The organism is Amycolatopsis endophytica (assembly GCF_013410405.1).
Classification (GTDB): domain Bacteria; phylum Actinomycetota; class Actinomycetes; order Mycobacteriales; family Pseudonocardiaceae; genus Amycolatopsis_E; species Amycolatopsis_E endophytica.
Genome location: NZ_JACCFK010000002.1, coordinates 1,862,144 through 1,888,899 on the forward strand (window position 1 = coordinate 1,862,144; position 26,756 = coordinate 1,888,899).

The 26,756-nt window shown below is 70.9% G+C and carries 24 protein-coding genes and 2 tRNA genes; 13 read left to right on the top strand and 13 right to left on the bottom strand.

Features of this window, described 5'->3' with window-relative positions; translation table 11 throughout:
- Positions 1-57 precede the first annotated feature (57 nt).
- Entirely contained in the window at positions 58-1,548 is a 1,491-nt protein-coding gene (locus HNR02_RS34220) for a CoA-acylating methylmalonate-semialdehyde dehydrogenase (protein ID WP_179777725.1), read from the bottom strand.
- On the bottom strand, positions 1,545-2,843 hold the full coding sequence (locus tag HNR02_RS34225) for an aspartate aminotransferase family protein (RefSeq protein WP_179777726.1): 1,299 nt from the start codon (positions 2,841-2,843) through the stop codon (positions 1,545-1,547). Before HNR02_RS34225 ends, HNR02_RS34220 begins: the two co-directional genes overlap by 4 nt.
- A 100-nt stretch (positions 2,844-2,943) precedes the next feature.
- Here HNR02_RS34225 and HNR02_RS34230 point away from each other — a divergent pair, with 100 nt between their 5' ends.
- The 8 genes from HNR02_RS34230 to HNR02_RS34265 all read left to right on the top strand — a co-directional run bounded on the left by HNR02_RS34230 (position 2,944) and on the right by HNR02_RS34265 (position 11,909).
- On the top strand, positions 2,944-4,560 hold the full coding sequence (locus tag HNR02_RS34230) for a PucR family transcriptional regulator (RefSeq protein ID WP_179777727.1): 1,617 nt from the start codon (positions 2,944-2,946) through the stop codon (positions 4,558-4,560).
- 35 nt (positions 4,561-4,595) lie between these two features.
- Positions 4,596-4,964, top strand: a complete 369-nt coding sequence (locus tag HNR02_RS34235) for an SSI family serine proteinase inhibitor (RefSeq protein WP_179777728.1) — start codon at positions 4,596-4,598, stop codon at positions 4,962-4,964.
- A gap of 162 nt (positions 4,965-5,126) precedes the next feature.
- On the top strand, positions 5,127-6,692 hold the full coding sequence (locus tag HNR02_RS34240) for an NCS1 family nucleobase:cation symporter-1 (RefSeq protein WP_179777729.1): 1,566 nt from the start codon (positions 5,127-5,129) through the stop codon (positions 6,690-6,692).
- Positions 6,643-7,485 carry a nitrilase-related carbon-nitrogen hydrolase gene (locus HNR02_RS34245; protein ID WP_179777730.1) on the top strand — a complete coding sequence of 281 codons (843 nt, stop codon included), beginning with the start codon at positions 6,643-6,645 and terminating at the stop codon, positions 7,483-7,485. Before HNR02_RS34240 ends, HNR02_RS34245 begins: the two co-directional genes overlap by 50 nt.
- Before the next feature lie 9 nt (positions 7,486-7,494).
- Positions 7,495-8,880, top strand: coding sequence for a dihydropyrimidinase (hydA, locus tag HNR02_RS34250; protein WP_179777731.1), 1,386 nt, complete (start codon positions 7,495-7,497; stop codon positions 8,878-8,880).
- Positions 8,881-8,890: 10 nt separating this feature from the next.
- Positions 8,891-9,886 (top strand): TIGR03842 family LLM class F420-dependent oxidoreductase, encoded by a 996-nt coding sequence (locus HNR02_RS34255; protein ID WP_179777732.1) that lies wholly within the window; start codon positions 8,891-8,893, stop codon positions 9,884-9,886.
- A 94-nt stretch (positions 9,887-9,980) separates the two neighbouring features.
- On the top strand, positions 9,981-10,949 hold the full coding sequence (locus HNR02_RS34260; RefSeq protein ID WP_179777733.1) for an alpha/beta hydrolase: 969 nt from the start codon (positions 9,981-9,983) through the stop codon (positions 10,947-10,949).
- 12 nt (positions 10,950-10,961) lie between these two features.
- Positions 10,962-11,909 carry a helix-turn-helix domain-containing protein gene (locus HNR02_RS34265; protein WP_179777734.1) on the top strand — a complete coding sequence of 316 codons (948 nt, stop codon included), beginning with the start codon at positions 10,962-10,964 and terminating at the stop codon, positions 11,907-11,909.
- Here the strand turns inward: HNR02_RS34265 and HNR02_RS34270 are convergent.
- On the bottom strand, positions 11,888-13,120 hold the full coding sequence (locus HNR02_RS34270; RefSeq protein ID WP_179777735.1) for a serine hydrolase domain-containing protein: 1,233 nt from the start codon (positions 13,118-13,120) through the stop codon (positions 11,888-11,890). The two genes, HNR02_RS34265 and HNR02_RS34270, sit on opposite strands and share 22 nt — an antisense overlap.
- 60 nt (positions 13,121-13,180) lie before the next feature.
- Here HNR02_RS34270 and HNR02_RS34275 point away from each other — a divergent pair, with 60 nt between their 5' ends.
- Genes HNR02_RS34275 through HNR02_RS34295 form a run of 5 tightly spaced genes read left to right on the top strand, consistent with a single transcriptional unit; the run spans position 13,181 to position 18,757 of the window.
- The gene (locus HNR02_RS34275; protein ID WP_179777736.1) at positions 13,181-14,173 is read left to right on the top strand and encodes a LacI family DNA-binding transcriptional regulator; all 993 of its coding nucleotides are present in this window, start codon (positions 13,181-13,183) and stop codon (positions 14,171-14,173) included.
- A gap of 27 nt (positions 14,174-14,200) precedes the next feature.
- On the top strand, positions 14,201-15,484 hold the full coding sequence (locus HNR02_RS34280) for an ABC transporter substrate-binding protein (protein ID WP_179777737.1): 1,284 nt from the start codon (positions 14,201-14,203) through the stop codon (positions 15,482-15,484).
- 9 nt (positions 15,485-15,493) lie between these two features.
- Positions 15,494-16,381 carry a carbohydrate ABC transporter permease gene (locus HNR02_RS34285; RefSeq protein WP_218914369.1) on the top strand — a complete coding sequence of 296 codons (888 nt, stop codon included), beginning with the start codon at positions 15,494-15,496 and terminating at the stop codon, positions 16,379-16,381.
- Positions 16,374-17,204 carry a carbohydrate ABC transporter permease gene (locus HNR02_RS34290; protein ID WP_179777738.1) on the top strand — a complete coding sequence of 277 codons (831 nt, stop codon included), beginning with the start codon at positions 16,374-16,376 and terminating at the stop codon, positions 17,202-17,204. Before HNR02_RS34285 ends, HNR02_RS34290 begins: the two co-directional genes overlap by 8 nt.
- Before the next feature lie 11 nt (positions 17,205-17,215).
- Positions 17,216-18,757: an FAD-dependent oxidoreductase gene (locus HNR02_RS34295; protein ID WP_179777739.1), complete on the top strand. Its 1,542-nt coding sequence runs from the start codon at positions 17,216-17,218 to the stop codon at positions 18,755-18,757.
- A 5-nt stretch (positions 18,758-18,762) separates the two neighbouring features.
- On the opposite strand, the gene HNR02_RS34300 is transcribed toward HNR02_RS34295, so the two are convergent.
- The 10 genes from HNR02_RS34300 to HNR02_RS34345 all read right to left on the bottom strand — a co-directional run bounded on the left by HNR02_RS34300 (position 18,763) and on the right by HNR02_RS34345 (position 26,756).
- Positions 18,763-18,909 carry a hypothetical protein gene (locus tag HNR02_RS34300; RefSeq protein WP_179777740.1) on the bottom strand — a complete coding sequence of 49 codons (147 nt, stop codon included), beginning with the start codon at positions 18,907-18,909 and terminating at the stop codon, positions 18,763-18,765.
- 103 nt (positions 18,910-19,012) lie between these two features.
- Positions 19,013-19,780, bottom strand: coding sequence for a class I SAM-dependent methyltransferase (locus HNR02_RS34305; protein ID WP_179777741.1), 768 nt, complete (start codon positions 19,778-19,780; stop codon positions 19,013-19,015).
- 80 nt (positions 19,781-19,860) lie between these two features.
- Positions 19,861-19,935, bottom strand: a tRNA-Val gene (locus HNR02_RS34310).
- Positions 19,936-19,957: 22 nt separating this feature from the next.
- A tRNA-Gly gene (locus HNR02_RS34315) sits at positions 19,958-20,030 on the bottom strand.
- Positions 20,031-20,187: 157 nt separating this feature from the next.
- Positions 20,188-20,997 carry a siderophore-interacting protein gene (locus HNR02_RS34320; RefSeq protein ID WP_179777742.1) on the bottom strand — a complete coding sequence of 270 codons (810 nt, stop codon included), beginning with the start codon at positions 20,995-20,997 and terminating at the stop codon, positions 20,188-20,190.
- Positions 20,998-21,041: 44 nt separating this feature from the next.
- A complete protein-coding gene (locus tag HNR02_RS34325) occupies positions 21,042-22,130 on the bottom strand; it encodes a vWA domain-containing protein (protein WP_179777743.1) in 1,089 nt (362 codons plus the stop codon).
- Positions 22,123-22,992 (bottom strand): AAA family ATPase, encoded by an 870-nt coding sequence (locus HNR02_RS34330; RefSeq protein ID WP_179777744.1) that lies wholly within the window; start codon positions 22,990-22,992, stop codon positions 22,123-22,125. Before HNR02_RS34330 ends, HNR02_RS34325 begins: the two co-directional genes overlap by 8 nt.
- Entirely contained in the window at positions 22,982-23,863 is an 882-nt protein-coding gene (locus tag HNR02_RS34335) for an XdhC family protein (RefSeq protein WP_179777745.1), read from the bottom strand. Before HNR02_RS34335 ends, HNR02_RS34330 begins: the two co-directional genes overlap by 11 nt.
- Positions 23,863-26,244: an aerobic carbon-monoxide dehydrogenase large subunit gene (locus tag HNR02_RS34340; protein ID WP_179777746.1), complete on the bottom strand. Its 2,382-nt coding sequence runs from the start codon at positions 26,242-26,244 to the stop codon at positions 23,863-23,865. The genes HNR02_RS34335 and HNR02_RS34340 overlap by 1 nt, the downstream gene beginning before the upstream one ends.
- Entirely contained in the window at positions 26,241-26,756 is a 516-nt protein-coding gene (locus tag HNR02_RS34345; RefSeq protein WP_179777747.1) for a (2Fe-2S)-binding protein, read from the bottom strand. The genes HNR02_RS34340 and HNR02_RS34345 overlap by 4 nt, the downstream gene beginning before the upstream one ends.

Consider the following 26,756-nt stretch of genomic DNA (forward strand, 5'->3'; position numbering starts at 1 on the left):
CACCCCGAGTTTACGGAAGGCGGACGGCGGGCGCGCCCAGGTCGGGAAGGGGCCGGATCACGAGTTGCGCGGGAAGCCCAGGTTCACCCCGCCCTGCGACGGGTCCGGCCACCGTGACGTGATGGCCTTCGTGCGGGTGAAGAAGTGGAAGCCCTCCGGTCCGTAGGCGTGGCTGTCGCCGAAGAGGGAGTCCTTCCAGCCGCCGAAGGAGTAGTACCCGACGGGCACCGGGATGGGCACGTTGAGCCCGACCATGCCGACCTCGACCTCGTTCTGGAACCGGCGCGCGGCGCGGCCGTCGTTGGTGAAGATCGCCGTGCCGTTGCCGTAGGGGCTGGCGTTCACCAGTGCCAGCGCGTCGTCGTAGCTGCCCGCGCGCACGACCGACAGCACGGGGCCGAAGATCTCGTCGGTGTAGAGGGACATGTCCGTCCGCACCCGGTCGAACAGTGTGGGGCCGAGCCAGAAACCACCTCCCCGGACCTCCGGCGAACGCCCGTCCACCACCAGCGACGCGCCCTCGGACACCCCGGCGTCCACATAGGACGCGACGCGGTCCCGGTGCGCCGCCGTGACCAGCGGTCCCATCTCCGACTCCGGCGAACGTCCGTCGCCGACCGTCAGACCGCCCATGCGGGAGGCGATCTTGGCCACGAGTTCGTCGCCGATGGGATCGACCGCCACGACGACGGACACCGCCATGCACCGCTCCCCCGCCGAGCCGAACCCGGCCGACACCGCGGCGTCGGCGGCGAGGTCGAGATCGGCGTCGGGCAGCACGACCATGTGGTTCTTCGCCCCGCCCAGCGCCTGCACGCGCTTGCCGTGCCGCGTGCCGTTCTCGTAGACGTAACGCGCGACCGGTGTCGAGCCGACGAACGAGATCGCCTTCACGTCCCGGTGCGCGAGCAGCCCATCGACCGCGACCTTGTCACCGTGCAGCACGTTGAGCACGCCGTCGGGCAGCCCGGCCTCGGCGAACAACTCGGCGAGCAACAGCGACGCCGACGGGTCCTTCTCGCTCGGCTTGAGCACCACGGTGTTGCCGCACGCGATCGCGTTGGGCACGAACCACAGCGGCACCATCGCGGGGAAGTTGAACGGTGCGATCACGCCGACCACGCCCAGCGGCTGCGCGATCGAGTAGACGTCGACACCGCGGGAAGCGTTCTCGCTGAACCCGCCCTTGAGCATCTGCGGCGCGCCGCACGCGTACTCGACGTTCTCGATGCCGCGCGCGACCTCGCCCGCCGCGTCCGAGAGCACCTTGCCGTGCTCGGCGGTGATGATCTCGGCCAGCTCGTTCTTGCGTTCGGTGAGCAGCTCGCGGAAGGCGAACAGCACCCGCGAGCGCGCCGCGAGCGAGGTGTCCCGCCAGCCGGGGAACGCGCGTGCGGCCGCCGCGACGGCCTCGTCCACCTGCCCGTCACCGGCGAAGTCCACGTGCCCGCGGACTTCGCCGGTGGCGGGGTCGAACACCTCCCCGGTCCGGTCCGCGACCCCAGCCCACGGTTTGCCGTCGATCCAGTGGCTGATCCGCTGTGTCACTTCCGCCCCTCCCGCACCGCGGCGACCGACTCCCGCAGGATGTCGAGCCCCTCGCCGGTTTCCTCGTCGGTCAGCGTCATCGGTGGCGCCAGCCGGATCACGTTGTTGTGCAGCCCGCCCTTGCCGACCAGCAGACCGCGCGCACGCGTCTCCTCCAGGAGCAGCCGCGCGGCCTCCGGGCTCGGCGCACCGTCCGGCTCGACGAACTCGACACCGATCATCAGGCCCTTGCCACGCACATCACCGACGATATCGTTGCCCTCGGCGAGGTCGCGCAGACCGGTGAGCAGCCGCGTGCCCTGCTTCGCCGCGTTGCCCTGCAGGTCGTGGCTGAGCAGGTAGTCCAGTGTCGCCTTGGCGCCCGCGGTGGAGACCGGGTTGCCGCCGAAGGTCGAGATCGAGTTGGCGCTGATCGCGTCCATCAGCTCGCCGCGGGCGACCAGGCCACCGATCGCCAGGCCGTTGCCGAGTCCCTTGGCGAACGTCATCGCGTCCGGCGTCACGCCGTGCGCCTGGATGCCCCAGAAGTGCTCGCCGGTGCGGCCCCACCCGGTCTGGACCTCGTCGGAGATCAGCAGGATCCCGTAGGAGTCGAGAACTTCCTTGAAGGCCGCGAACAACCCGTCCGGCGGAACGTTGAACCCGCCGACCCCCTGGATCGGCTCGGCGATCAGGGCGGCCACATCACCCGACGTGGTCGTCTGCAGGACATCACGCAGATCGTCGGCGCAGGCGCGGACGTAGTCGGCGTCGGACAACCCGCGGAACGCGTCGCGGTAGCGGTAGCCGCCGTGCACGTAACTGACCTTGACCGGCGACAACGCACTGGCCGACCAGCCGCGGTTGCCGGTGATGCCGATCGTCGCGAAGGCGCGTCCGTGGTAGGAGTTGCGCATCGCCAGCACCTGGTGGGAGCGGCGGTACTGGGTGGCCAGCATCAGCGCGGTCTCGTTGGCCTCGGTACCGGAGTTGGTGAGGAACACCTTGGCGTCGGGGATCCCGGACAGCTGCGCGATCTGCTCGGCCAGCTCGACCTGCTTGCGGATCAGGTACAGCGTCGAGGTGTGCAGGACGCCGGAATCGACCTGTGACCGGATGGCGTCGGAGATCTCCGCGATGTCGTACCCGATCGCGTTGGTGAGGATGCCGGCGAAGAAATCCAGGTAGGTGACACCGGCGGAATCGGTGACCCGCCGTCCCCGCGCGCGCACGATCTCGATGGGCTCGTCGTAGTACAGGGCCAGCCAGTCCGGCAGGACCGCCCGGTGCCGGGCGAGCAGCTCCGATTCGCTCATGCCCGCCAGTCTCGGCGGCCGCCGCGCCCCGCCACCACACACAACATGTACCCAATGGCCGGATCAGCCGTACAGTCTGCATTTCGGGAGGAGGTGCCGCTTGTACCCGACGGTGACGGACGTGCTGGCCCTGCCGGTGCTGCGGCGCGGGCGCCCGAAGGTCGTCGCGGGCGGGCAGCGGCTGGACACGCGGGTCCGCTGGGTGCACGTCGCCGAGGTCGCCGACATCGGGCACCTGCTCAAGGGCGGCGAGCTGGTCCTGACCACCGGGATCGCGCTGCCGGACGATGCCGGGCAGCTCACCGAGTACGTCGACGGGCTCACCGAGGCCGGGGTCGCGGGGCTGGTGGTCGAGTTGGTCCGGCACTGGAGCGAAGCCCTGCCGCGGGCTCTGGTCGACGCCGCCGCCCGCCACGAACTACCACTGATCACCCTGTCGCGTGAGACGCGCTATGTCGCGGTCACCGAGGCGGTCAACGGCCTGATCGTCGATGCCCAGGTCGCCGAACTGCGCGCCGCCGAGCACGTGCACCAGGTGTTCACGCAGCTGACGGTGGCCGGCGCGGGGCCGTCCGAGGTGCTGCGGGAGGTCGCGCGCATGACCGAGCAGCCGGTCGTGCTGGAAACACTCGCGCACGAGGTGGTGGCCTACGACTGCGCCGGAGCCGATCCGGGCGAGCTGCTCACCGGCTGGCCCGCCCGGTCCCGGACGGTGCACCTGGGCGAGCGCACCGGCTACCACGCCGAGGCCGGCTGGCTGGTCACCGTCGTGGGTGCGCGCGGGCACGACTGGGGGCGGCTGGTGGTCGTGTGCGACGAACCGCCACCGGACCGGCACGTGGTGGTCACCGAGCGGGCCGCGTCCGCGCTGGCGGTGCACCGGCTGGTCGCGCGCGAGGCCGACAGCCTGGAACGGCAGGCGCACCGCGCGGTCCTCACCGAGCTGCTGACCTCGCCCGCCCCGTCCGCCGAGCTGCTGGCCCGCGCCGCCGCCCTCGGAGCCGCGTTGTGCGGCCGGCTGGTCGGTGTCGCGATCCGGCCGCGGATGACCGAGTCGCACCGGTCCTCGGCCTCCGCGCCGGTCGTGCTGCGCGACCTCGCCGAGACCGTCTCGCTGGCCGCCCGGCGCGCGAAGGTGTCCGCGCTCGCCGCGGTCGTCGACGACGTCAGTGTGCGGGCGCTGTTGTCGCTGTCCCCGCAGGCGAACGTGGACGCCGTGCTGCACCGCCTGTCCGCCGAGCTGCGCACGCGGCCGACGTCGGTGCCCGTGGTGCTCGCCGTCGGCACGACCGTCGAGTCCGCCGCCGAGGCCCGCCGCAGCCTCGTCGAGGCGGGGCACGTCGCCGCCGCCGCGCTGAGGTCGGGCACCGACCGGGAGGTGCACCGGCTGCGGGACGTGCGTCTGCGCGGGCTGCTGCACCTGCTCGCCGACGACGAGCGGGTGCGGGCGTTCGCCGACCGCGAGCTGGGCCCGCTGCTGTCCCGGGACGCCGCGTCGGGTACCCGGCTGGTCCAGGCCCTGCGGCACTACTGCGAGCACGGCGGCAACAAGTCGGCGGCCGCGGCGGCGGCGCACACCTCGCGGACCGCATACTACCAGCAGCTCGCACGCATCGAGCAGGTGCTCGGCGTGCCACTGGAGAACCCTGAATCGATGCTGTCGCTCTACCTCGCGCTACTCGCCCACGACCTCGCCGACGATCACCCGGACAGGTAACACAGTTTTTCCGCCGTTCAGCCGATAGCCCCGATATGCCACTTTCCGCCCTCCTTCCCGCCGCGGCGTCGGTACTGGCCCTGGCCGCGCCCCCGGCACACCCGCCCGCCGCGAGCCTGGCGCTGGCGCTCCAGGACAGCACGGGCCGGGTCAGCACCGTGACCCTGGACTGCCATCCGGCAGGCGGCGACCATCCCGGCAAGGCGAAGGCCTGCGCCGCACTGACCACTGTGGACGGCGATTTCGACCGCCTGCCCGCCGAGGCCACGGTGTGCCCGATGATCTACAGCCCGACCACGGCCACCGCCCAGGGCCACTGGCGCGGCAAGCCGGTGGTCTACACCCACACCTTCGGCAACAAGTGCGCGGCGGCCGCCGAGTCCGCCGGGGTCTTCGAATTCTGAGTTCGTGTTTCGGCCGGATCGACTGGCTGTCACGGTCAGATTGCACATCCGGGTGATGCACCGGCCCGCGCCGGGCGCAATCGACACACTGCGTTCCGACGCGGGCAACGGTGAACACTCTGACACTGCCTCCCCCGTACCGGGGACGCGCACGATTCCGCAATGGAACCCACCTCGCAGGTCGCCCGACCCGACGGCCGGGTCGATCTCAGCGACGCCGCACCGCTTCGCGGTAGCCGGTTCTTCAACGACGAGCTGGCTCCGGTGCCCGTCGGAAAACGCACCTGGAGCACCTACAACTATTTCGCCCTGTGGATGGGAATGGCGCACAACATTCCCAGTTACGCGCTCGCCGCGTCGCTGATCGCGCTGGGCATGAACTGGCTCCAGGCGCTGATCACGATCACACTGGGCAACCTGATCGTGCTCGTCCCGATGCTGCTCAACAGCCACGCCGGCACCAAATACGGCATCCCGTTCCCGGTGTTCGCGCGGGCCTTCTACGGGATCCGCGGGGCGAACCTGGCGGCGCTGCTGCGTGCGTTCATCGCGTGTGGCTGGTTCGGCATCCAGACCTGGGTCGGTGGCGAGGCGATCTACATCCTGGTCGGCAAGCTGACCGGTGCGGGCTGGCGCGACGCCGCCGGGATCGGGGGCCAGCCGTGGACGCTGTGGTTGTCGTTCGCGGTGTTCTGGGCGGTCCAGATGCTGATCATCTGGCGCGGCATGGAGGCGGTGCGGCGGTTCGAGAACTGGACCGCGCCGCTGGTGTCGGTGGGGTTCCTGATCCTGCTCGCCTACGTGCTCATCAAGGCGGGCGGGCTGGGCCCGATCCTGTCCGAGCCCGCGTCGCTGGGCTGGGGCGGCGACTTCTGGAAGATCTTCGCCCCGTCGTTGATGGCGATGATCGCGTTCTGGTCGACGCTGTCGCTGAACATGCCGGACTTCACCCGGTTCGGCGGAAGCCAGCGCAAACAGGCCCGCGGGCAGGTGCTGGGCCTGCCGACCACGATGACGTTCATCGCGATCGTGGCGATCCTGACCACCTCGGGCGGGCAGGTGCTCTACGGCGAGGCGATCTGGGATCCGGCGCAGCTGGCCGACCGGTTCTCCAGTCCCGCCGTGGTCGTGGTCGCGCTGATCGCGCTGGTGCTCGCCACGATTTCGGCGAACCTCGCCGCCAACGTGGTCAGCCCGTCCTACGACTTCTCCAACGCCTTCCCCAAGCGGATCACGTTCGCCGTCGGTGGACTCATCACCGGGGTCATCGGTGTCGTGATCATGCCGTGGAAGCTCTACTCCGACCCCGACATCTACATCTTCGCCTGGCTCGGCTTCTACGGTGGCGTCCTCGGCGCTGTCGCCGGGGTGCTGGTGGCCGGGTACTGGGTGGTCAAGCGCACCAGGCTCGACCTGGCGGCGCTCTACACCGAGGGCGGGCGGTACTGGTTCCGCGCGGGCTGGAACTGGCGCGCCCTGGTCGCCACCGTCGTCGGTGCCGTGCTCGCGGTCGGCGGCGCCTACACCGCACCGGGCTCGCAGGGCCCGTTCCCCGCGAACGGGCTGATCCCGTTCCTGAAACCCCTCTACGACTACAGCTGGGTCGCCGGTCTCGTCGGCGCCTTCGTCGTCTACCTCGCGCTGTCGTGGGCGCACCGTCAACCGAAGGAGGAAACCCGTGAGCAATCAGGTCCGAGCCGCGTTGGTACAGCAACGGTGGACGGGTGACAAGGATTCGATGATCGCGGGCGCGGTCGAGGCGATCGGCTCGGCCGCCTCGCAGGGCGCCCAGGTCGTGTGCCTGCAGGAGCTGTTCTACGGGCCGTACTTCTGCCAGGTGCAGGACACCGACTACTACTCCTACACCGAGGGCATCCCGGACGGCCCGACCACGAAGCTGCTTCAGGAGGTCGCCGAGCGGCACGGCATCGTGATCGTCGCGCCGATGTACGAGCAGGAGCAGGCGGGCGTCTACTACAACACCGCCGCCGTGATCGACGCCGACGGGAAGTATCTCGGCAAGTACCGCAAGAACCACATCCCGCAGGTCAAGGGGTTCTGGGAGAAGTTCTACTTCCGGCCCGGCAACACCGGCTACCCGGTGTTCGACACCGCGGTCGGGCGGATCGGCGTCTACATCTGCTACGACCGGCACTTCCCGGAGGGGTGGCGCGCGCTCGGCCTGGCCGGGGCGAAGATCGTGTTCAACCCCTCGGCGACCAGCCGCGGCCTGTCGCAGTACCTGTGGCGGCTGGAGCAGCCCGCCGCGGCCGTGGCGAACGAGTACTACGTCGGCGCGATCAACCGCGTGGGCGTGGAACCGCTGGGCGACAACGACTTCTACGGCCAGACCTACTTCGTCGACCCGCGCGGCGAACTGGTCGGCGACGCGGCCGCCGACGACAAGGACGAGGTCGTGGTGCGGGACCTGGACATGGACAGGCTGGGCGAGGTCCGCGACCTGTGGCAGTTCTACCGCGACCGCCGCCCGGACTCCTACGACTCGATCGTGGCGCCCTGAGGAGGGTCGATGCGCACGCTGATCAAGGGTGGCACGGTGCTGTCCACCACCGGGGCGAGTCACGCGGACGTGCTCGTCGAGGGTGAGACGATCGCCGCCGTCGCCGCGCCGGGCCTGTTCGAGGCGGCCGACGAGGTGATCGACGCGACCGGGAAGTACGTGATGCCGGGTGGGATCGACGCCCACACGCACATGGAGATGCCCTTCGGTGGCACGTTCTCGCATGACACGTTCGAGACCGGCACCGTCGCGGCCGCGTGGGGCGGCACCACGACGATCATCGATTTCGCGGTGCAGCCCAAGGGTTCGACGCTGCAGCCGACGCTGGACAAGTGGCATGAGAAGGCCGACGGCAACTGCGCCGTCGACTACGGGTTCCACATGATCCTGTCCGACGTCAACGACACGACGCTCAAGGAGATGCAGACCTGCATCGACGCCGGGGTGTCCAGCTTCAAGATGTTCATGGCCTACCCGGGCGTGTTCTACTCGACCGACGGCGAGATCGTCCGCGCGATGCGGCAGGCGACCGAGACCGGCGCCACGATCATGATGCACGCGGAGAACGGCATCGCGATCGACCAGCTGGTCGCGCAGGCGCTCGCCGAGGGCAAGGGCGATCCGGTGCAGCACGGGCTGACCCGGCCGCCGGAACTGGAGGCCGAGGCGACCTCGCGCGCGATCCGGCTGGCGCAGGTGACCGGTTCGCCGCTCTACCTCGTGCACCTGTCCGCGTCGCAGGCGCTCACCGCGGTGGCGGAAGCGCGTGACGGCGGGCAGAACGTGTTCGCGGAAACGTGCCCGCAGTACCTGTATCTGTCCATCGACGATCTCGCACGCCCGGAGTTCGAAGGCGCGAAGTACGTGGCCTCTCCCCCGCTGCGCGAGAAATGGCACCAGGGCGATCTGTGGCGGGGGCTGCGCACCAACGATCTGTCCGTGGTGTCGACCGATCACTGCCCGTTCTGCTTCAAGGACCAGAAGGAGCTGGGCCGCGGGGACTTCTCCAAGATCCCGAACGGGATCCCGGGCGTGGAGCACCGGATGGACCTGCTGCACCAGGGTGTGGTCGCCGGGGAGATCTCGCTGGGACGCTGGGTCGAAGCCTGCTCGACGACACCGGCCCGGATGTTCGGGTTGTACCCGCGCAAGGGCGTGATCGCACCCGGTTCGGACGCCGACGTCGTGATCTACGACCCGGCCGCGAAGCAGACGCTGTCCGCGGAAACGCACCACATGAACGTGGACTACTCGGCCTACGAGGGCTTGGAGATCACCGGGAAGGTCGAGGCGGTGCTCTCGCGCGGCAAGCTGATCGTCTCGCCGTCCGGGTTCGCCGGCGGCGACGGGCACGGGAAGTTCCTGTCGCGCGAGCTGTGCCAGTACCTGAACTGAGGAGCGGGCCATGGATTTCGGTGTGGTGCTGCAGACGGATCCGCCTGCTCGTGAGGTGGTCCGGTTGATGAAGGCCGCGGAGGACTGCGGGTTCGGCTACGGTTGGACCTTCGACTCCGTCGTGCTGTGGCAGGAACCGTTCGTCATCTACTCGCAGATACTGGCCGCAACCTCGGCGATGACGGTCGGGCCGATGGTGACCAGCCCTGCCACCCGGGACTGGTCGGTGACCGCGTCGCTGTTCGCCACGCTCAACGACATGTTCGGCAACCGCACCGTGTGCGGGATCGGGCGGGGCGATTCCGCGCACCGGGTGGTCGGCAGGCGTCCGTCCACTCTGGCCACCCTGCGCGATGCGATGCACACCATCAAGGAGCTGGCCGAGGGCCGGGAGGTCGTGCTCGGCGACACCCCGGTGCAAATCCCGTGGGTGCGGGGCGGGCGGCTGGAGATGTGGATGGCCGGGTACGGGCCGAAGGCGCTGCGGCTGGCCGGTGAGCAGGCCGACGGGTTCATCCTGCAGTGCGCGGACCCGGCGATCGCGTCCTGGACCATCGGCTCGGTCCGGGAGGCTGCCCGCGCGGCGGGCCGGGACCCGGCGGGGATCACGATCTGCGTCGCGGCTCCCGCCTATGTCGGCGACGACCTGCCGCACCAGCGGGACCAGCTGCGGTGGTTCGGCGGCATGGTCGGCAACCACGTCGCCGATCTGGTGGCCCGCTACGGCGAGTCCGGCCCGGTGCCGCGTGCCCTGACCGACTACATCCGCGAGCGGCAGGGCTACGACTACTCGCATCACGGCAGAGCGGACAACCCGTCGGCCGACTTCGTGCCCGACGAGATCGTCGACCGGTTCTGCCTGACCGGCCCCGCGGCGGCGCACGTCGGGCGGCTGCAGGAACTCGCCGCGCTCGGGGTCGACCAGTTCGCGGTCTACCTGATGCACGACCAGCGGGAGCAGACGCTGGCCGCCTACGGCCGGGAGATCGTCGGGAAGCTGGGGTGAGGCGCCCGCCGGGTGGCGGGGAACGTCCGCCATCCGGCGCGCCCGGTCCGCGCGAGGATGGGTGTCCGGTACACCGTCGTCCCCAGGAGGCCCGATGAGCACCAGCACCCCGTACGGCCCGCCCCCGGCGTTCGACCCCGAGGCCGCGGCCGCGCTCGCGGTGATCGCCGACCAGCTTCCCCCGTCGATCCTCCCCGAAATGGTCCCGGTGATGCGTGCGGGCATGGGCGCGCGGCTGCTCTCCGACGACGAGCTGAGCCGGGACGGGCGGATCACGCTCGAGGACCGGCGGCTGTCCGGGGACGTGTCCGTGGTGATCGGCCGTCCCACGGGGCTGTCCACGCCCGCCGCGGCGATCTACTGGATCCACGGTGGCGGGATGGTGCTCGGCACCAACCGGGTCGGGCTCGACGACCCGCTCGGCTGGGCGCTGGAGCTGGGGCTCGTCGTGGTGTCGGTCGAGTACCGGCTGGCGCCCGAGCACCCGCATCCGGCGCCCGCCGAGGACTGCTACGCCGGGCTGGTCTGGACGTCCGAGCACGCCGACGAGCTGGGCATCGACCCGTCGCGGCTGGTGGTGGCCGGGGGCAGCGCCGGTGGCGGGCTCGCCGCGGCGGTCGCCCTGATGGCGCGGGACCGGGGCGGACCGGGCCTGGCGGGGCAGCTGCTGGTCGCGCCCATGCTGGACGACCGCAACGAGTCCCCGTCCACGCACCAGATGACAGGGCTCGGCGTGTGGGACCGCACGTCGAACGAAACGGGCTGGACCGCACTGCTCGGCGACGCACGCGGCGGACCGGACGTCTCGCCCTACGCCGCCCCCGCCCGTGCCACCGATTTGTCCGGCCTGCCGCCGGCGTTCCTCGACGTCGGCTCGGCCGAGTCCTTCCGCGACGAGGACGTCGAGTACGCGCGGCGGATCTGGCTCGCCGGTGGCAGCGCCGAGCTGCACGTGTGGCCGGGCGGGTTCCACGGGTTCGACTCGTTCGCCCCACAGGCGGTCATTTCTCAGGAGGCGAAGGCCGCGCGCCTGCGATGGCTGCGCCGGATCCTCGCCGAGTGACACGATGAACGGGTGAGAGAGCTGGCAGGGCGGCTGGCCGCACTCGATCCCGAGGCGGGCGCGGCGGTCAAGGTCATCGCCTACTTCGACCGCCTCGTGGACGGTCACGCCGGGCTGGAGTCGCTGGTGCGCGGCGCGGCGGCACTCGCCGCGTGTCCCGCCCGGCTGGACGTGCCCGGCCACCGGGTCAGGGTGTCGGCTGAGGGACAGCGGTCGGGCCTCGGCGGGGAGCCCGATCCGGCCTGGCCGGGTGTGCCGCTCGCCGGTGGCGGGCTGTGGCTGGAACGGCCTGGTCAGACGAGGCCACTGGACGCGATGGTGCTGGAACGCGCGGCCACCGCGATCCGCCTGGTGCTGGAGCGCGACCGTGTCCCGGAACCGCTGGAGACAGTGCTGGACGAGGCGGCCTCGCCGGAGGCGCGACGCAGGGCCGGGCGCCGTCTGGGGCTGCCGTCGACCGTGCGTGCGGTCGCCTGCTCCGACGGGACGGTGGCGGTCGGCGAGGTGCGGGCGGAGAAGCGCGCCGGTGTGGGCCCGGCCGTGCCCGTACTGGAGCTGCCCGCGTCACTGGCCGCGGCGAAGGTCGCGCTGCGCTTCACCGCCGAAGGAACCCCGGAGGACCCCGGCCCGCGCGTGGTGCACGCCGATGACCTGGGCGGGCTCGTCGTGCTCGCCCAGGCGGTCGGCCCCGGCACGGAACCGGTGCCCGACGTGCGGGCGCTGGAACGCGCGGCGGCGTCGGCGCCGTGGATGCTCGCGACCCTCGACGCGGTGGCGACCAGCGCGAGCCTGCGCTCCGCCGCCACCGTCCTGATCGTCCACCATTCGACGTTGCAGGACCGGCTCGGGCACGCGGAAGCCATGCTGGGCTGGTCGGTGCACGAACCGGACGGGCGGCTGCGGTTGCAGCTCGCTCTGGCCCTGCGACGTCTGCATCGTCAGTCCACGATCGCCTGGTAGACCAGCTGGCGCAGGTACTGCCGGAGCGGGTGGGTGCTGGAGGGCAGCAACTGGGTGAAGAACAACGCGGTGATCTCCTCGGCCGGATCCACCCAGAACGCCGTGCTCGCCGCGCCGCCCCAGGCGTACTCGCCCTTGCTGGACAACGTCTTCGCCTTGACCGGGTCTTCGAGCACGGAGAAGCCGAGCCCGAAGCCGAAGCCGTCGTAGGGCATCTCGGCGAACAGCCCGCGGCCGTACTGTTCGAGGTCGACCCCGCCGGGCAGGTGGTTGCTCGCCATCAGTGCGACGGTGCGTGGCGACAGGAGGCGGACCCCGTCGAGTTCGCCGCGCCCGAGCAGGAACTGGGTGAACCGGTGGTAGTCGGCCGCCGTGGACACCAGCCCGCCACCGCCGGAGAGGCAGGCGGGCCTGGTCTGCCCGGTCCGGCCGAACGCGTCGTTGCGCACCGCCCTGCCCGTCGCGGGATCCGGCACGTACAGGGCGGCAAGCTTGTCCGGATCGTCCGTGACGAAGCCCGTACTGCCCATGCCGAGTGGCTCGAAGATCCGCCGCGCGAAGAACTCGTCGAGTGGCTGCCCCGACACCACCTCGACGAACCGGCCGAGGACGTCGGTGGCCACGGAGTAGTTCCACTCCGCGCCGGGCTGGAAGACCAGTGGCAGCTGCGCCCACCGCCGGACGCACTCGGCGAGGTCGGCGCCGGGCGGGGTGCCGAACTCGAAGCCGTTCTCCCGGTAGATCGCGTCGACGGGGTGGGCGTGGTGGAACCCGTAGGTGAGGCCCGCGGTGTGGGTGAGCAGATGCCACACGCGGATCGGCTCGGTCGCGGGTTCGGTGACCGGTTGCAACGCGGATCCCTTGACGAACACGCGCGGCTCGGCGAACTCCGGCAGCCACCGCGCGATCGGGTCGGTGAGCTCGAACGCTCCCTCCTCGTAGAGCATCATCGCCGCGACCGATGTGACCGGTTTCGACATCGAGTGGATGCGCCAACGCGTGTCCACTTCGACTTCGAGGCCCGCTTCGACGTCGCGATGCCCGTGCTTGCCCACGTACGCGACCTTCCCGCGCCGGGCGACCACGGCCAGCCAGCCGGGCAGCAGGCCCTCGTCGACGTACCGGGTGAAGTGCTCGTCGATGCGGGCCAGCCGTCGCGCGTCGAACCCCACCTCGGCGGGATCGGCGTCCACTTTCAGTTCCATCGCCATGATCCCGTTCTACTCCGGGCGATCTTGACAAGCCAGGTCCCGGCCTGACATCGTTTAGTTATGCGCATAACTGGCCAAGGCAGGCCCCGCCGGGTCTCGCAGGCGGACATCGCGCGCCGCGCCGGGGTGACCCAGGCGGCGGTGTCGCTGATCCTGCGCGACAAGGCGACGACGATCCCGGAGGAGACCCGGCAACGGGTGCTCGGCATCGCCAGGGAAATGGGCTACCGGGCCGATCCACTCGCGCGGCGCCTGGCGAAGGGACGCAGCCAGCTGCTCGGGATCTTCACCTACGAGCGCGTGTTCGGCACCGCGCAGCGCGGCCTCTACCACCCGTTCCTGCTCGGCATCGAGGAAGTCGCCGAGGAGTCCGGGAACGACCTGCTGCTGTTCACCAGCGCGGCGATGTCCGGGCCGGTGCGCAGCATCCACGCCGACGGCGAGAACAAGCTGCGCCTGGTGGACGGCGCCGTGCTGCTCGGCAGGGACGAGATCCCCGCCGACCTGGAGCAATTGGTCGCCGAGGAGTACCCGTTCGTCTTCATCGGGCGGCGGTTCCTCGACGACGGGCGCGAGGTGCCCAACGTGTCGCCGGACTACCGGGGCGCGGGGCGCGCGCTGGCAGGCCGGATCGCCGCGCTCGGTCACCGCGAGATCCGTTACGTGGGTGCCAATTCCGGCCTGCCCGCCACGGCGGACCGGCTCGCCGGGCTGCGCGACGGCGACCTCGCGGTGTCCTCGTCCTTCCCCCGGCTCGACGGGGTCTCCCCCGCGTTCGTGCGGGAACTGCGCGAGAGCGGAGCCACCGCCGTGGTCGCCGAGAACGTCGACTACGCCGAGGCGGTGCGGACCGTGGCCGCCGACCTGCCGGTCGCCGTCGCCGGGATCTCCGAGGAGAACGAGGACGAGCGCTGGTCCGGCTACGGCATTCCCGGCAGGCTGGTCGGCCGCCGCGCGCTGGAACAGCTGCTCGCCGCGCTCGACGGTGGCGGCGCCCGGATCAGCACCGTCGACTGCCCCCAGCACGAGGGAACCACGCTCACCCGCGCCTGACACTGACGACCCCAACGGAGAGGTTGCATGAGAAAGCGATGGGGACGCCTGGCCGCCGTGTCCGCGGTCGCGCTGACCGCGGCCTGCGGGATCGGTGACCGCGCCGGCGCCGACACGGTCACCATGACCGTGTGGACGTCCAACCAGGAACAGCTCGACCTGCTCAACCGGCTCGCCGGGGAGTTCTCGGCCCAGCACGGCGGCACGCCGGTGCGGATCGAGACCGTGCCGCAGGCCGACTACACGACGAAAGTGTCCGTTCGCCTCGCCGGGGGCGACCCGCCGGACCTCGGCTGGCTCGGCGCGCCGGACGCGGTCGGCATGGCCGCCACCGAAGTGCTCGCCGACGTCGGCCCCGCCCTGCGCGAGGACCCCACGTACCGGCTGGACGACTTCGTTCCGAGCGCCTTCACGAACTGGCAGGACGGGGACGCCGTGTACGGGGTGCCGTTCTCCACCAGTCCGTTCTTCGTCGTGTACAACCGGGACTTCTTTTCCCGGGCCGGTCTGCCGGATCCCGCGGAGCTGGCCGCGCGCGGCGAGTGGACGTGGGACCGGCTGGCCGCCCTCGCGCGCGAGCTGCAGCCGACGTTGCCGGGCGGAAGTTACGTGTTCCAGAGCAACGAAGGCAGCTTGTACGGGCCGCTGCCGGTGTCGTGGCCGACGCTGGACCCCCTCCTGCGGGCCTACGGCGCGCGCTTCGCTTCGGGTGATCAGTGCACAATGGACTCGCCGGAAGCCGTGCGGGCCATCGCAACGCTGCATCGCATGGTGTCCACCGACGGCACCGCGGTGCCACCCGGCGCGCAGGCGGACTTCTACGCGGGCAACGCGGCGCTGACGATCACCCAGCTCTCCCGGTTGTCACAACTGGAAGGCGCGAAGTTCCGGTACGGCTTCGCGCCGCTGCCCGCAGGCCCCGGTGAGCAGCCCCGGGTGACCGGACAGGCCGGGCTCGTGGTGTTCCAGCAGGCGCGGCACCGGGACCTGGCGATCGAGTTCCTGAAGTTCCTCACCAGCGAAGGCCCGATGCGTGAGCTGGCCCGGTTCTTCCCACCGCCGCGCCGGTCCGTGCTCGCCGACGCCGCCCAGGTGTACGCCGGGAACGCGCTGCCGCCGGACGCGGTCACGGACATCCTCGTGCCCGGCATCACCGAAGGGCAGGCGTTCCAGTACCCGCGGACGTGGCCGGAGATCAAAACCGCGGCACAGCCGGTGTTCGACGAGCTGTGGGTGCCCGGCGCGAACGTGCCGCAGGAGCTGTCCGAACTGTGCGGCGAGGTCGGCCCGTTGCTGCGCGAGAAGGGTTAGGAGGAGGTCGTGGTCGCACGGCGCCGCGTCCGCGAGACGCTGACCGGTTACCTGCTCATCACCCCGCAGATGCTCGGGTTCGCACTGTTCGTGCTGGTCCCGCTGGTGTCCGTGGTGGTCCTGTCGTTCACGCACACGGATCTGCGCTCGGGCGTGTCGAAGCCGGCGGGGTGGGAGAACTACCGGGAACTGCTCACCGGGGACAGCACGTTCTGGCACTCACTGGCGGTCACCGGGGTGTTCGCGCTCGGGCTCGTGGTGATCAACGTGGGATTGTCACTCGGGCTCGCGCTCGTGCTGTACCGGCGCCCGCCGGGGGCCGGGGTGTTCCTCACGCTCGCCTTCCTGGCCGTGATCACCTCGCAGGCGGCGTGGGCGCTGGTGTGGCGGTTCCTGTTGCAGGGCAAGGGCGGCGGGGTCAACGAGTTCCTGTCGGTGTTCGGGATCACCGGCCCCAACTGGCTGTTCGAGTCCCAGCCGTCGCTGGTGGCGGTGACCGTCGTGGCGGCGTTGAAGACGGTCGGGCTCAAGGCCGTGATCTTCCTCGCCGCGCTGCGGAACATGCCGTCGGAGACCCTGGAGGCGGCGCGGCTGGACGGCGCGAGCGAATGGCGGGTGACCCGGCACATCGTGCTGCCGCTGATCGCGCCCACGACGCTGGTGGTCGTCCTGATCACGTTCATCGGTTCGTTCCAGGTGTTCGACTACATCCAGCTGATGACGCACGGCGGGCCGGCGCACGCCACTTCGGTGCTCGCCTACTACCTGTACGAGCAGGCGTTCCAGCTGTTCCGGACCGGTTACGCGAGCGCGATCGCCGTCGTCCTCTTCGGACTGACGCTGCTTCTGGTGGCGGCGCAGTGGTGGGCGCGCAGGAGGTGGGTGCACAGTGAGTAGGACCGTCAGCCGCGTGGTGCTCTACGCGTTCCTGGTGGTGCTGTCGGTGCCGCTGGTGTTCCCGTTCCTGTGGATGATCGCCAGCGCGCTCAAACTGCCCGGGGACGTGCTCGCCTCGCCACCCCAGCTCATCCCCCGCGACATCACGTGGGACAACGTCCGGACCGTCTTCGCGTTCCAGCCGTTCGCCAGGCAGATCTACAACAGCCTCTACATCGCGGTCCTGGTCGCGTTGTTCACGTGCGCGCTGTCGCTGCTGTCCGGCTACGCGTTCGCGCGGTTGCGCTTCCCCGGACGGAACGTGATCTTCTTCCTGTTCCTGAGCGCGCTGATGCTGCCGGTCGAGGTCACGCTGATCCCGAACTTCACGCTGATGAAGGACCTCGGGCTGGCCGACACGCACGTGCCGCTGCTGGCGCTGCCGGTGTTCGGCGCGACCGGGGTCACCGGGATCTTCCTGATGCGCCAGTTCATCCAGGCGCTCCCGGTCGAACTGGAGGAGGCGGCGATGATCGACGGGATGGGGCGGGCGCGGGTCCTGTGGCACCTGATCCTGCCGCTGACCCGCCCGATGCTCGCGACCATCGGCATCATCGCCTTCCTCTACAGCTGGAACTCGTTCCTGGAACCGCTGGTGTTCGTCAACCGCAGCGAGCTGTACACGGTGCCGCTCGCGCTGACCGCGCTCACCGACACCAGCGGAAACCCGTTGTGGGGACCGCAGATGGCGGCGACGGCGATGTCGACCGTGCCACTGGTGATCGCCTACCTGGTGGCCAGGCGGCAGATCACCGACAGTCTCGCCCAGTCTGGCGTGAAGTGAGGGGAAGGGCGATGGGTTCCGACTGCGAGGTGCTGGTGGTCGGCGGCGGCTGCGGCGGCGTGGCCGCGGCACTGTCGGCGGCGATGCTCGGCCGCCGCGTGGTGCTGACCGAGGCGACCGGGCGGCTCGGCGGTCAGCTGACTTCGCAGGCCGTGCCGCCCGACGAGAACGCGTGGGTGGAGACGTTCGGCAGCACCCAGTCCTACCGGCTGATGCGGTCCCGGGTCCGTGACCGGTACCGCGCGGACCCCGGACTGACCGCCGAAGCACGCGCGCTGCCCGAGCTGAACCCTGGCGAGGGCTGGGTGAGCGCGCTGTGCGCCGAACCCGTCGTCGTCGGCGAGGTGCTGGACGAGCTGCTCGCGCCGCTGGTGCGCGCGGGAAATCTCGAGATCCGGTACCACCGCACGCCGGTCGCCGCGGCCACGACGGGCGACCGGGTGGACGCGGTGACGTTCGCGTCGCCGGAAGGCGCGGAGTCGGTGAGCGCGTCGTACGTGATCGACGCGACCGAAGAGGGCGACGTGCTGCCGCTGGCGGGATGTGAGCACGTGCTCGGCTCGGAGAGCGCGGCGGACACGGGTGAGCCGCACGCGCTGGACGGCCCGGCCGATCCGTTCGACCAGCAGGCACTCACGTGGTGCGCCGCGCTGGAGTGGGACCCGGACGGCTCGCACGTCGTGCCACGCCCCGGCGACTACGACTTCTGGCGTGGTTACCGGGCGCCGTTCTGGCCGGGGCCGCAGCTGGGGTGGACGACGCAGGAGCCGGAGACGGGCGAGCCGCTGAGCCGGCCGTTGTTCGGCGAGGGGCAGGACCTGTGGCGGTTCCGCCGGATCCGGAGTGGACGGTTGTGGGATCCGCCACGCCCTGATGTGACGCTGGTGAACTGGCCGCAGATCGACTACTGGCTGGCGCCGGTGACCGGGGTGGAGCCGGAGGAGCGAGCGGCGCGTCTCGCGCAGGCGCGGTCGCTGACGTCGTCCTTCGTGCACTGGCTGCAGACCGAGGCGGGGTATCCGGCGCTGCGTCCGGCCGGGGAGCCGCTGGGCACCCCGGACGGCCTGGCGCTCGCGCCGTACGTGCGGGAGAGCCGCCGCATCCGGGCCGAGTTCACGGTGCTGGAGCAGCACGTCGGGGTCGAGGCACGCGCCGGGATCGGGCAGGCCGAACAGTTCGCCGACTCCGTCGGGGTCGGCTGCTACCGGATCGACCTGCACCCGAGCACCGGGGGCCGCGGCTACCTCGACATCGCCTGCCATCCGTTCCAGATCCCGCTCGGTGCGCTGCTGCCGGTGCGGACGGAAAACCTTCTGGCGGGCGGCAAGTGCCTCGGCGTCACCCACGTGACCAACGGCTGCTACCGGCTGCACCCGGTGGAGTGGAACACCGGCGAGGCGGCCGGAGCGCTGGCGGCGTTCGCGCTGGAGAACGGCGTGCCCCCGCGGGCGGTGCGTTCGCGGCCGGGCCTGCTGGCGGATTTCCAGGCCCGGCTGGCGAAGCTCGGAGTCCCGCTGGAGTGGCCGGAACCGGTGCGAGGCGTGGTGCGCTAGCGAACTCACCGCACCGGCGGCGCCGCGAAGAAGCCCTCCAGCACCACGCTGATCACGCGCCGCGCCGGGTCACCGCGGTGGGGGCGTGCCGAGCCTGCCGCCACGGCGGTCTCGACCATTTCGAAGACCAGCAGCAGGTCGGTGGGTTCCACGTCCGGGCGCAGGTGCCCGTCGGCCTGGGCGCGGCGCCTCCTCCCACGATCAGCACGGCCGCCTGGATGTCGGTCGGTCCGGTCAAACGACTGTTTGATTGTGTCAAACGTCGGGTTTGGTGGCCGTGACGAGATGGCTGGGGAACCAGGGCCCGCCCCACCAGACTCGCGGGCCCAGGTTGCCGCGCTCCGCGCCGACCAGCCCGAGTGCCCGCAGGCGCGCGAGGTAGGTCCTGGTGTGCGCGAGGTCGGCGAGGACGATGCGCCCGCCGGGACGCAGGACACGCACCGCCTCGTCGATCGCGGCCTCGCGTCCGGCGGCGTCCGGGATGTGGTGCAGCGCGAAGCTGCTGAGGACGATGTCGAAGCTCCGGTCCTCGTACGGCAACTGGGTCATGTCGCCGCTGCACAACGTGACACGTGCGGCGACGCCCTCCAGTTCGGCGTTGCGGCGGGTCGTTTCCGGCGAGTTGCCCGTCTGATCCGGCCGCCACAAATCGATTCCGGTGGCGCGGCCCGCGGGGAGCAGTTCCGCCGCGGCGAGCAGGACCGCGCCGCGTCCGCATCCGAGGTCGAGCAGGTCCTCGTCGCCGCGCAGCCCGAGTCCGGTGAGCAGTGGTGCCCACACCCGGAACTTGCCGACGCGCGAGGTGTAGGCGTACGAGGCCGCCGTGAACGCCAGCCAGACCGTGATCAGCCCGCCGATGACGGCGGCGACGGTCCGCCCGGTGATGATGTCGAACACGGTGAAGCCGGCCATGACGGTGAACACGGTGACGGCGACGACCGCTTGCCCGAACGGCGGCACGACCCGGAAATCGCCGTCGAAACCGTAGTCACCGCGACGGCGGCGCAAGTCGATCTCGCCCATCCTGTCCGATTTTCCCGGAGCGAATGCCGCGACGGATCCGGCGAACGGAGCAACCTGCGCGGCTGGGCGATGCAAGAAGGTGGTGCGCGATACTGGGATTGAACCAGTGACCCCTACCGTGTCAAGGTAGTGCTCTCCCGCTGAGCTAATCGCGCGGAAGGCCCTCGCGGGCCTCGGAGCGGACGACGGGATTCGAACCCGCGACCCTCACCTTGGCAAGGTGATGCGCTACCAGCTGCGCTACGTCCGCCTGTTGCGCCGGGGAACCGGCGCTGGAGAAGACTTTAACGGATGGCGAAATCGGGCTCGCAACCACCCGGTGTCACCGCCCGGCACACCCGGTCACCCCGTGATCACGGGGCCCGGGACTCGGACGCCGTCGGCCGTGCCCGGCACCGGGGGCCGACTCAGCGGCCAGCCTCCTCCGCGGCGCGCTCCGCCGCCTTTTCCGCCCGCCACTCCTCGTCGGTCCTGCCCCGGCGCCAGTAGCCGGAGATCGAGAGCATCTCCCTGGCCACGCCGCGCTCGTCGAGCAGCAGCCGGCGCAACTCCTTGACCGCTCCGGCCTCACCGTGGACGAATGCCTGCACCGTGCCCCCGGGGAAGTCCAGTGCCCGCACGGCACTCACCAGGTCGTGCCCCGCGGCGCGGTGCAGCCACTGGATCTGCGCGTCCCCCTTGGTGACCAGTGGTTGTTCCTCCGCCGGGTCCGCCACCTCGACGAACACCCGCACCGGCACGCCCGCGGGCATCGCCTCCAGCGCCACCGCGATCGCGGGCAGGGCGCTCTCGTCGCCGGCCAGCAGGTGCCAGTCCGCCTCCTCACCGGGCGCGTAGGCGCCACCGGGGCCGGCCAGCAGCAGTTCGTCCCCCGGCCGCGCGGCCGCGGCCCACGGGCCACCGAGCCCCTGGTCGCCGTGGTGCACGAAGTCCAGCGCCAGCTCACCGGCATTGGCGTCGTAGTAGCGCACCGTGTACGTCCGCATCACCGGCCACTGCTCGCGCGGCATCTCGGCGCGGATGACGCCCATGTCGAACGGCTGGGGGTACTCCACACCCTCCTGCGGGAACAGCATCTTGACGTACGCGTCGGCGAACCCGTTCGGCTCGAAATCGGCCAAACCGGGCCCGCCGGCGACGATGCGGATCATGTGCGGGGTCAGCCGCTGGGTGCGCAGCACCCGCAACCGGACCGCGGGCCGGGACTTGCCTGCCATACGCCGCTCCTCACTCCGTTCAACGCCTGCCTGGTTAGGCTACCCTAATCCCGTCCGGAGTAACCGGCGATCGCGGCCAGTAGTTCTCCGATCGCGTCCAGCCGGTGGGCGCTGACCACGGCGTCACAGTACGGCCAGGCCGCGGCCATCCCGCCCGTCGACGGCCGGAACCGGGGGCTGGCGGTGCGCGGGTTCGCCCACACGATCCGGTGAGCCAGCCGCGACAGTCGTTCCATCTCGCGGCGCAACCGCTCGGGGTTGCCGGTCTCCCAGCCATCCGACAGGATCACCACGACCGCGCCCCGCGCCATCCCGCGCGCGCCGTGGCCGTTCAGGAACTCCCCCAGCGACTCGCCGATCTTCGTACCGCCCGACCAGTCCGGGGCCTCCTGTCCGGCGTCGGCCAGCGCGGCCGACGGCGTTTGTTGCAGCACCCGCGTCAGTCTCGTCAGCCGGGTCGCGAACGTGAACACCTCTGCCCGCGTGCCACCGGCCGCGCACACCAGGAGTTGCAGCAGCGCCCGCGAATAAGCCTCCATCGAGCCGGAGATGTCACACAGCACAACGAGTTTACGGGGTTTCTCCCGTGACACCCAGCGCCGCAGCCGCGCGGGTTCCCCGCCGGTTCTCCGTGCGGTGCGCAGGGTTTCGCGGAGATCCACCCGGCGCCCGCCTGCCGCGACCCGTGTGCGCCGGGACCGCCGCAGCGGGGTCGCGAGCCGGAACTCCCGCATCGCCGAGCGCAGCAACGCCAGCTCGGCGGCTTCGAGCGTGCCGAAATCCCGCGCCGCCAGGCGTTCCACCGCACTACCCATCGTCGGCACGGACACCTCGCGCGACTCGCCGGGGGTGCCGCCCGCGCTGAACGCGCCCGTGACCTCGTTCCCCCCGACCGAGGACGTGTTCGGCACCTCGCCGTCGAACACCGAGGCGAACACCCGCGCCAGCACCGGGATGTCGGCGGGTGAGGAGGTGAGCGTCGCCAGAGCGCACAGGTACAGCTCGCGGGTGCGCTCCGGCGCCACCAGCACCACGGCCTCGGTGAACCGGGCCGCGCGGTCCGCGCCGACCGCCAGACCTGCCGCCCGGAGCCGGTCGCAGAACCGCGCCGCCAGCGAGGCGAGGTCACTCACCGACGACCTCGGCCAGCCGTTCCACGGCCACCGCGCGGTCCTCCTCGTACTTGAGCACCGCGCTCAACGTCCGCCGCACCGCCGGTCCGTCCACGGCGGACGCACCCAGCACGTGCAGCGCCGAAGCCCACGAGATCGCCTCCGCGACCCCGGGCGGCTTGGCCAACCCGAACCCGCGCATCCGGCCGACCGCCCGCGCCACCCGCGCGGCCAGCCACTCGTCCGCGCCCGGCACGCGCAGCCGGATGATCGCGGCGACCTGCTCGACGCCGGGGTGCGCGATCCAGTGGTAGAGGCACCGTCGTTTGAGCGCGTCGTGCAGTTCGCGGGTCCGGTTCGAGGTCAGCACGACCACCGGCGGCACCACCGCGCGCCGCGTCCCCAGCTCCGGGATCGTCACCGTCGACTCGGCCAGCAGCTCCAGCAGGAACGCCTCGAACTCGTCGTCGGCGCGGTCCACCTCGTCGATCAGCAGCACCGCCGGCCGCGGACCGGGATGCGAGATCGCCGCCAGCAGCGGCCGGGCCAGCAGGTAGTCGTCGGCGAACAGGTCCGCCTCCGCCAGTGCCTCACCGCGGGACTCGGCCAGCCGGATGCCGAGCAGCTGACGGGGGTAGTTCCACTCGTAGAGTGCCTCCGTCGAGGACAGTCCTTCGTAGCACTGCAACCGGATCAGCGGGGTGTCCATCGCGGCCGCCAGCGACTTCGCGGCCTGGGTCTTGCCCACCCCCGGCTCACCTTCGAGCAGGATCGGCTGGCGCATCCGCACCGCGAGGAACAGGGCGGTGGCCAGGGCGTCGTCGGTGAGGTACCCGGCGGCGCCCAGGCTCTCGGCGAGATCGCCGACCGTCTCAGGCGTCACCGGTGTACCTGCTCGGTTCGTCGGCGAACGCGTGACGGCAGCCCGCCCCGCAGAAGTAGTACCGCCGCCCCGCATAGGGCAACTGCACCGACTCCGGTGTGATCGCGACGCTCATCCCGCACACCGGGTCGACCGCCTCGGCCGCCACCGCCACGTCCTCGGCGGGCCTGCGTGGCACCCGGGGACGGGTCGCGATCAGCTCGGCGTACACCGACACCGCGATCTCGGCGGGCGATCCGGCGCCGATCGGCAGACCGGCCGGGGTGTGGATACGGCCGGGCTCATCGGGAGCCAGCCGCTCCAGCACCGCCGCGCCGCGCTTTTCACTCGCGATCAGCCCGATGTAGGCGACGTCCGCCGTCAGGGCCGCCTCCAGCACCCGCTCCTCGTCGCGGCCGTGCGAGGCCACGATGACGGCGAAGGTGTCGTCGGACAACTCGGCGCCCATCCGGGTTTCGTAGCCGAGCACGCGTCCGACCGACGCGAGTGCGCGCGCGGTCGGCCCGTCACCGTAGATCGCGACCAGCGGTGGAGGCATCTGCGCGTCGAGGAAGATTTCCAGCGCGCCGCCGGACAGGCACGGGTTGCCGACGGTCACCACACCCTCCTCCACCTCCTCACCCGCTCCCGGGGTGATCCGCAGCAACGCGGACTCGCCGGTCAGCAGCAACCGGATCCCCTGGGCACGCACGGTCGACTCGGCGCAGGACCCGCCGACGAAACCCTCGATGGTCCCGTCGGCGAGCACCAGCGCGCAGTCACCGGGCTTCGCGCTCGTCGGGCGCTGCGCGCGCACGACGGTCGCCAGCACGAACGGAGTCCTCCCCGCACGCAGCGACTCGGCGTGCGCCCGCAACTCCTGGCCGTTCATCACGTGATCGCCAAATCTGTCCGGAGTGGACGGTTCTGCAGCGCGCGCCACACCGCGGCCGGGGTCAGCGGCATGTCCGCGTGCCGCACCCCGTACGGCTTGAGCGCGTCGAGCACCGCGTTCACCACCGCCGCGGGCGAGCCGACGGTCGCGGATTCGCCGATGCCCTTCGCGCCGATCGGGTGGTGCGGCGACGGGGTCACCGTCTCGCCGAGTTCCCACGTGGGGCACTCCATCGACGTCGGGATCAGGTAGTCCATGAAGGATCCGCCGAGGTGGTTGCCGTCCTCGTCGAACGCCATCACCTGCATCAGCGCCATCCCGATGCCCTCGGCGAGGCCGCCGTGCACCTGGCCCTCGACGATCATCGGGTTGATCCGCACCCCGCAGTCGTCGACCGCGACGAACTTGCGCACCTGGACCTGCCCGGTCTCCGGGTCCACGTCGACCACGCAGATGTAGGCACCGAACGGGTAGGTCAGGTTCGGCGGGTTGTACACGCAGGTCGCGTCGAGGTGGCCTTCGACGCCGTCCGGCAGTTCGAGGTCGGAGTGCGCGGCCAGGGCGATCTCGGAGATGGTCCTGCCGGAGTCCGGGTCGCCCTGGACGAACCAGCGGCCCTTCTCCCACTCCAGATCGTCCGGGCTGACTTCGAGCATCGCCGAGGCCACGATCTTCGCCCGCTCCCGCACGCGGCGCGCGACCACGGCCGTCGCCCCGCCGGACACCGGGGTCGACCGCGATCCGTAGGTGCCCAGACCGAACGGCGTCTGGTCGGTGTCGCCGTGCACGACGTCGATGTCGTCCGGTGAGATGCCCAGCTCCTCGGCCACGATCTGCGCGAACGTCGTCTCGTGGCCCTGTCCCTGGCTCTGGCAGGACAGCCGCAGCACGGCCTTGCCGGTCGGGTGCACGCGCAGCTCGGCGCCGTCGGCCATGCCCAGCCCCAGGATGTCCATGTGCTTGCGCGGTCCGGCGCCGACGGCCTCGGTGAAGAAGCTGATGCCGATGCCCATCAGCGTGCCGTCCCCGGCGAGCGCGCGCTGCTTCTGCTCCTCACGCAGCTCCGGGTAACCGGCGATCTCCATCGCCCGGGTCAGCGCCCGCGGGTAGTCGCCGGAGTCGTACTCCCAGCCGGTCTTGCTCTGGTACGGGAACTGCTCGGGCTGCAGCAGGTTGCGCATCCGGAGCTCACCCGGGTCCATGCCGAGGTCGAAGGCCAGCACGTCGACCAGCCGCTCGATCAGGTACACCGCCTCGGTGATCCGGAACGAGCACGCGTAGGCCACGCCGCCGGGCGCCTTGTTGGTGTAGACACCGGTGACCGCGCAGTGTGCCGCCTCGATGTCGTAGGAACCGGTGAAGACGCTGAAGAACCCGGCCGGGAACTTCGTCGGCTGCGCGGTGCCGTTGAACGCGCCGTGGTCGGCGAGCACCTTGACCCGCACGCCGAGGATCTTCCCGTCGCTGCTGGCCGCGATCTCGCCGTGCATGTGGTAGTCGCGGGCGAAGGACGTGCTCATCAGGTTCTCCGAGCGGTCCTCCATCCACTTCACCGGTTTGCCGGTGACGATGGAGCCGACGACCGCGCAGACGTAGCCGGGGTAGATGCCGACCTTGTTGCCGAAGCCACCGCCGATGTCCGGTGAGATCACGCGGATCTTGTGCTCCGGCAACCCGGCCACCAGCGCGTACAGCGTGCGGTGCGCGTGCGGAGCCTGGGTGGTCGTCCACACGGTGAGCTTGCCGGTGACCGGGTCCATGTCGGCGACCGCGCCGCAGGTCTCCATCGGTGCCGGGTGCACCCGCGGGTAGAGCATGTCCTGAGCGGACACCACGTCGGCGCGGGCGAACACCTCGTCGGTCCGGCCGGAGTCGCCCGCCTCCCAGTCGAAGATGTGGTTGTCCCGCTTGCCGTCGATGTCGTCGCGGATCACCGGCGCGCCTTCGTCCAGAGCGCGCTGGGCGTCCACCACCGGCGGCAGCGCCTCGTAGTCGACGTCGATCAGCTCCAGCGCGTCCCGCGCGGCGTAGCGGTCGTCGGCGACGACGAAGGCCACCTCCTGACCCTGGAACCGCACCTTGTCGGTGGCCAGCACGGCCTGCACGTCGGCGGACAGAGTGGGCATCCAGGCGAGGTCGAGGCCGTCCAGGGTCTGGCCCGTGATGACGGCCTTGACCTTCGGGTGCGCCTCCGCCGCGCTGGTGTCGATCGAGACGACGCGGGCGTGGGCGTGCGGGCTGCGCAACACGGCGCCGTGCAGCATGCCGGGCAGGTTCACGTCGTCGACGTAGTGCCCGCGGCCGCGGAGGAACCGGGCGTCCTCCTTGCGGTGCATGCGGCCGAAGCCCATCGGCGTAGAGTTCTCGGTGGTGGTCATGCGGACACCTCTTTGCTGTCCACTGTGGTCCCGGCCGGTGCGGCCTCGTGCGCGGTGTCGTGCTCGGCGGCCCACCGGATGGACTTGACGATGTTGTCGTAGCCGGTGCAGCGGCACAGCTGACCGGAGATCGCCTCGCGGATGTCCGCTTCGGACGGATCGGGGTTCTTGTCGATCAGCCACCGCGCGGTGAGCATCATGCCGGGCGTCCAGAATCCGCACTGCAGGCCGTGGCATTCGGTGAAACCCTGCTGCACCGGGTCCAGGCCGTCGGCACCGGCGAGCCCTTCGACGGTGCGCACGCGGTGGCCGTCGGCCATCACCGCCAGCACCGTGCACGACTTGACCGGCGTCTCGTCCAGCCACACCACGCACGCGCCGCAGTTGGAGGTGTCGCAGCCCCAGTGCGTGCCCGTCATGCCCAGCTCGTCACGCAGGAAGTGCACCAGCAGCAGCCGCGGCTCGATGTCGCGGGTGTACGCCCGGCCGTTGACCGTGACCGTGATTTCCAT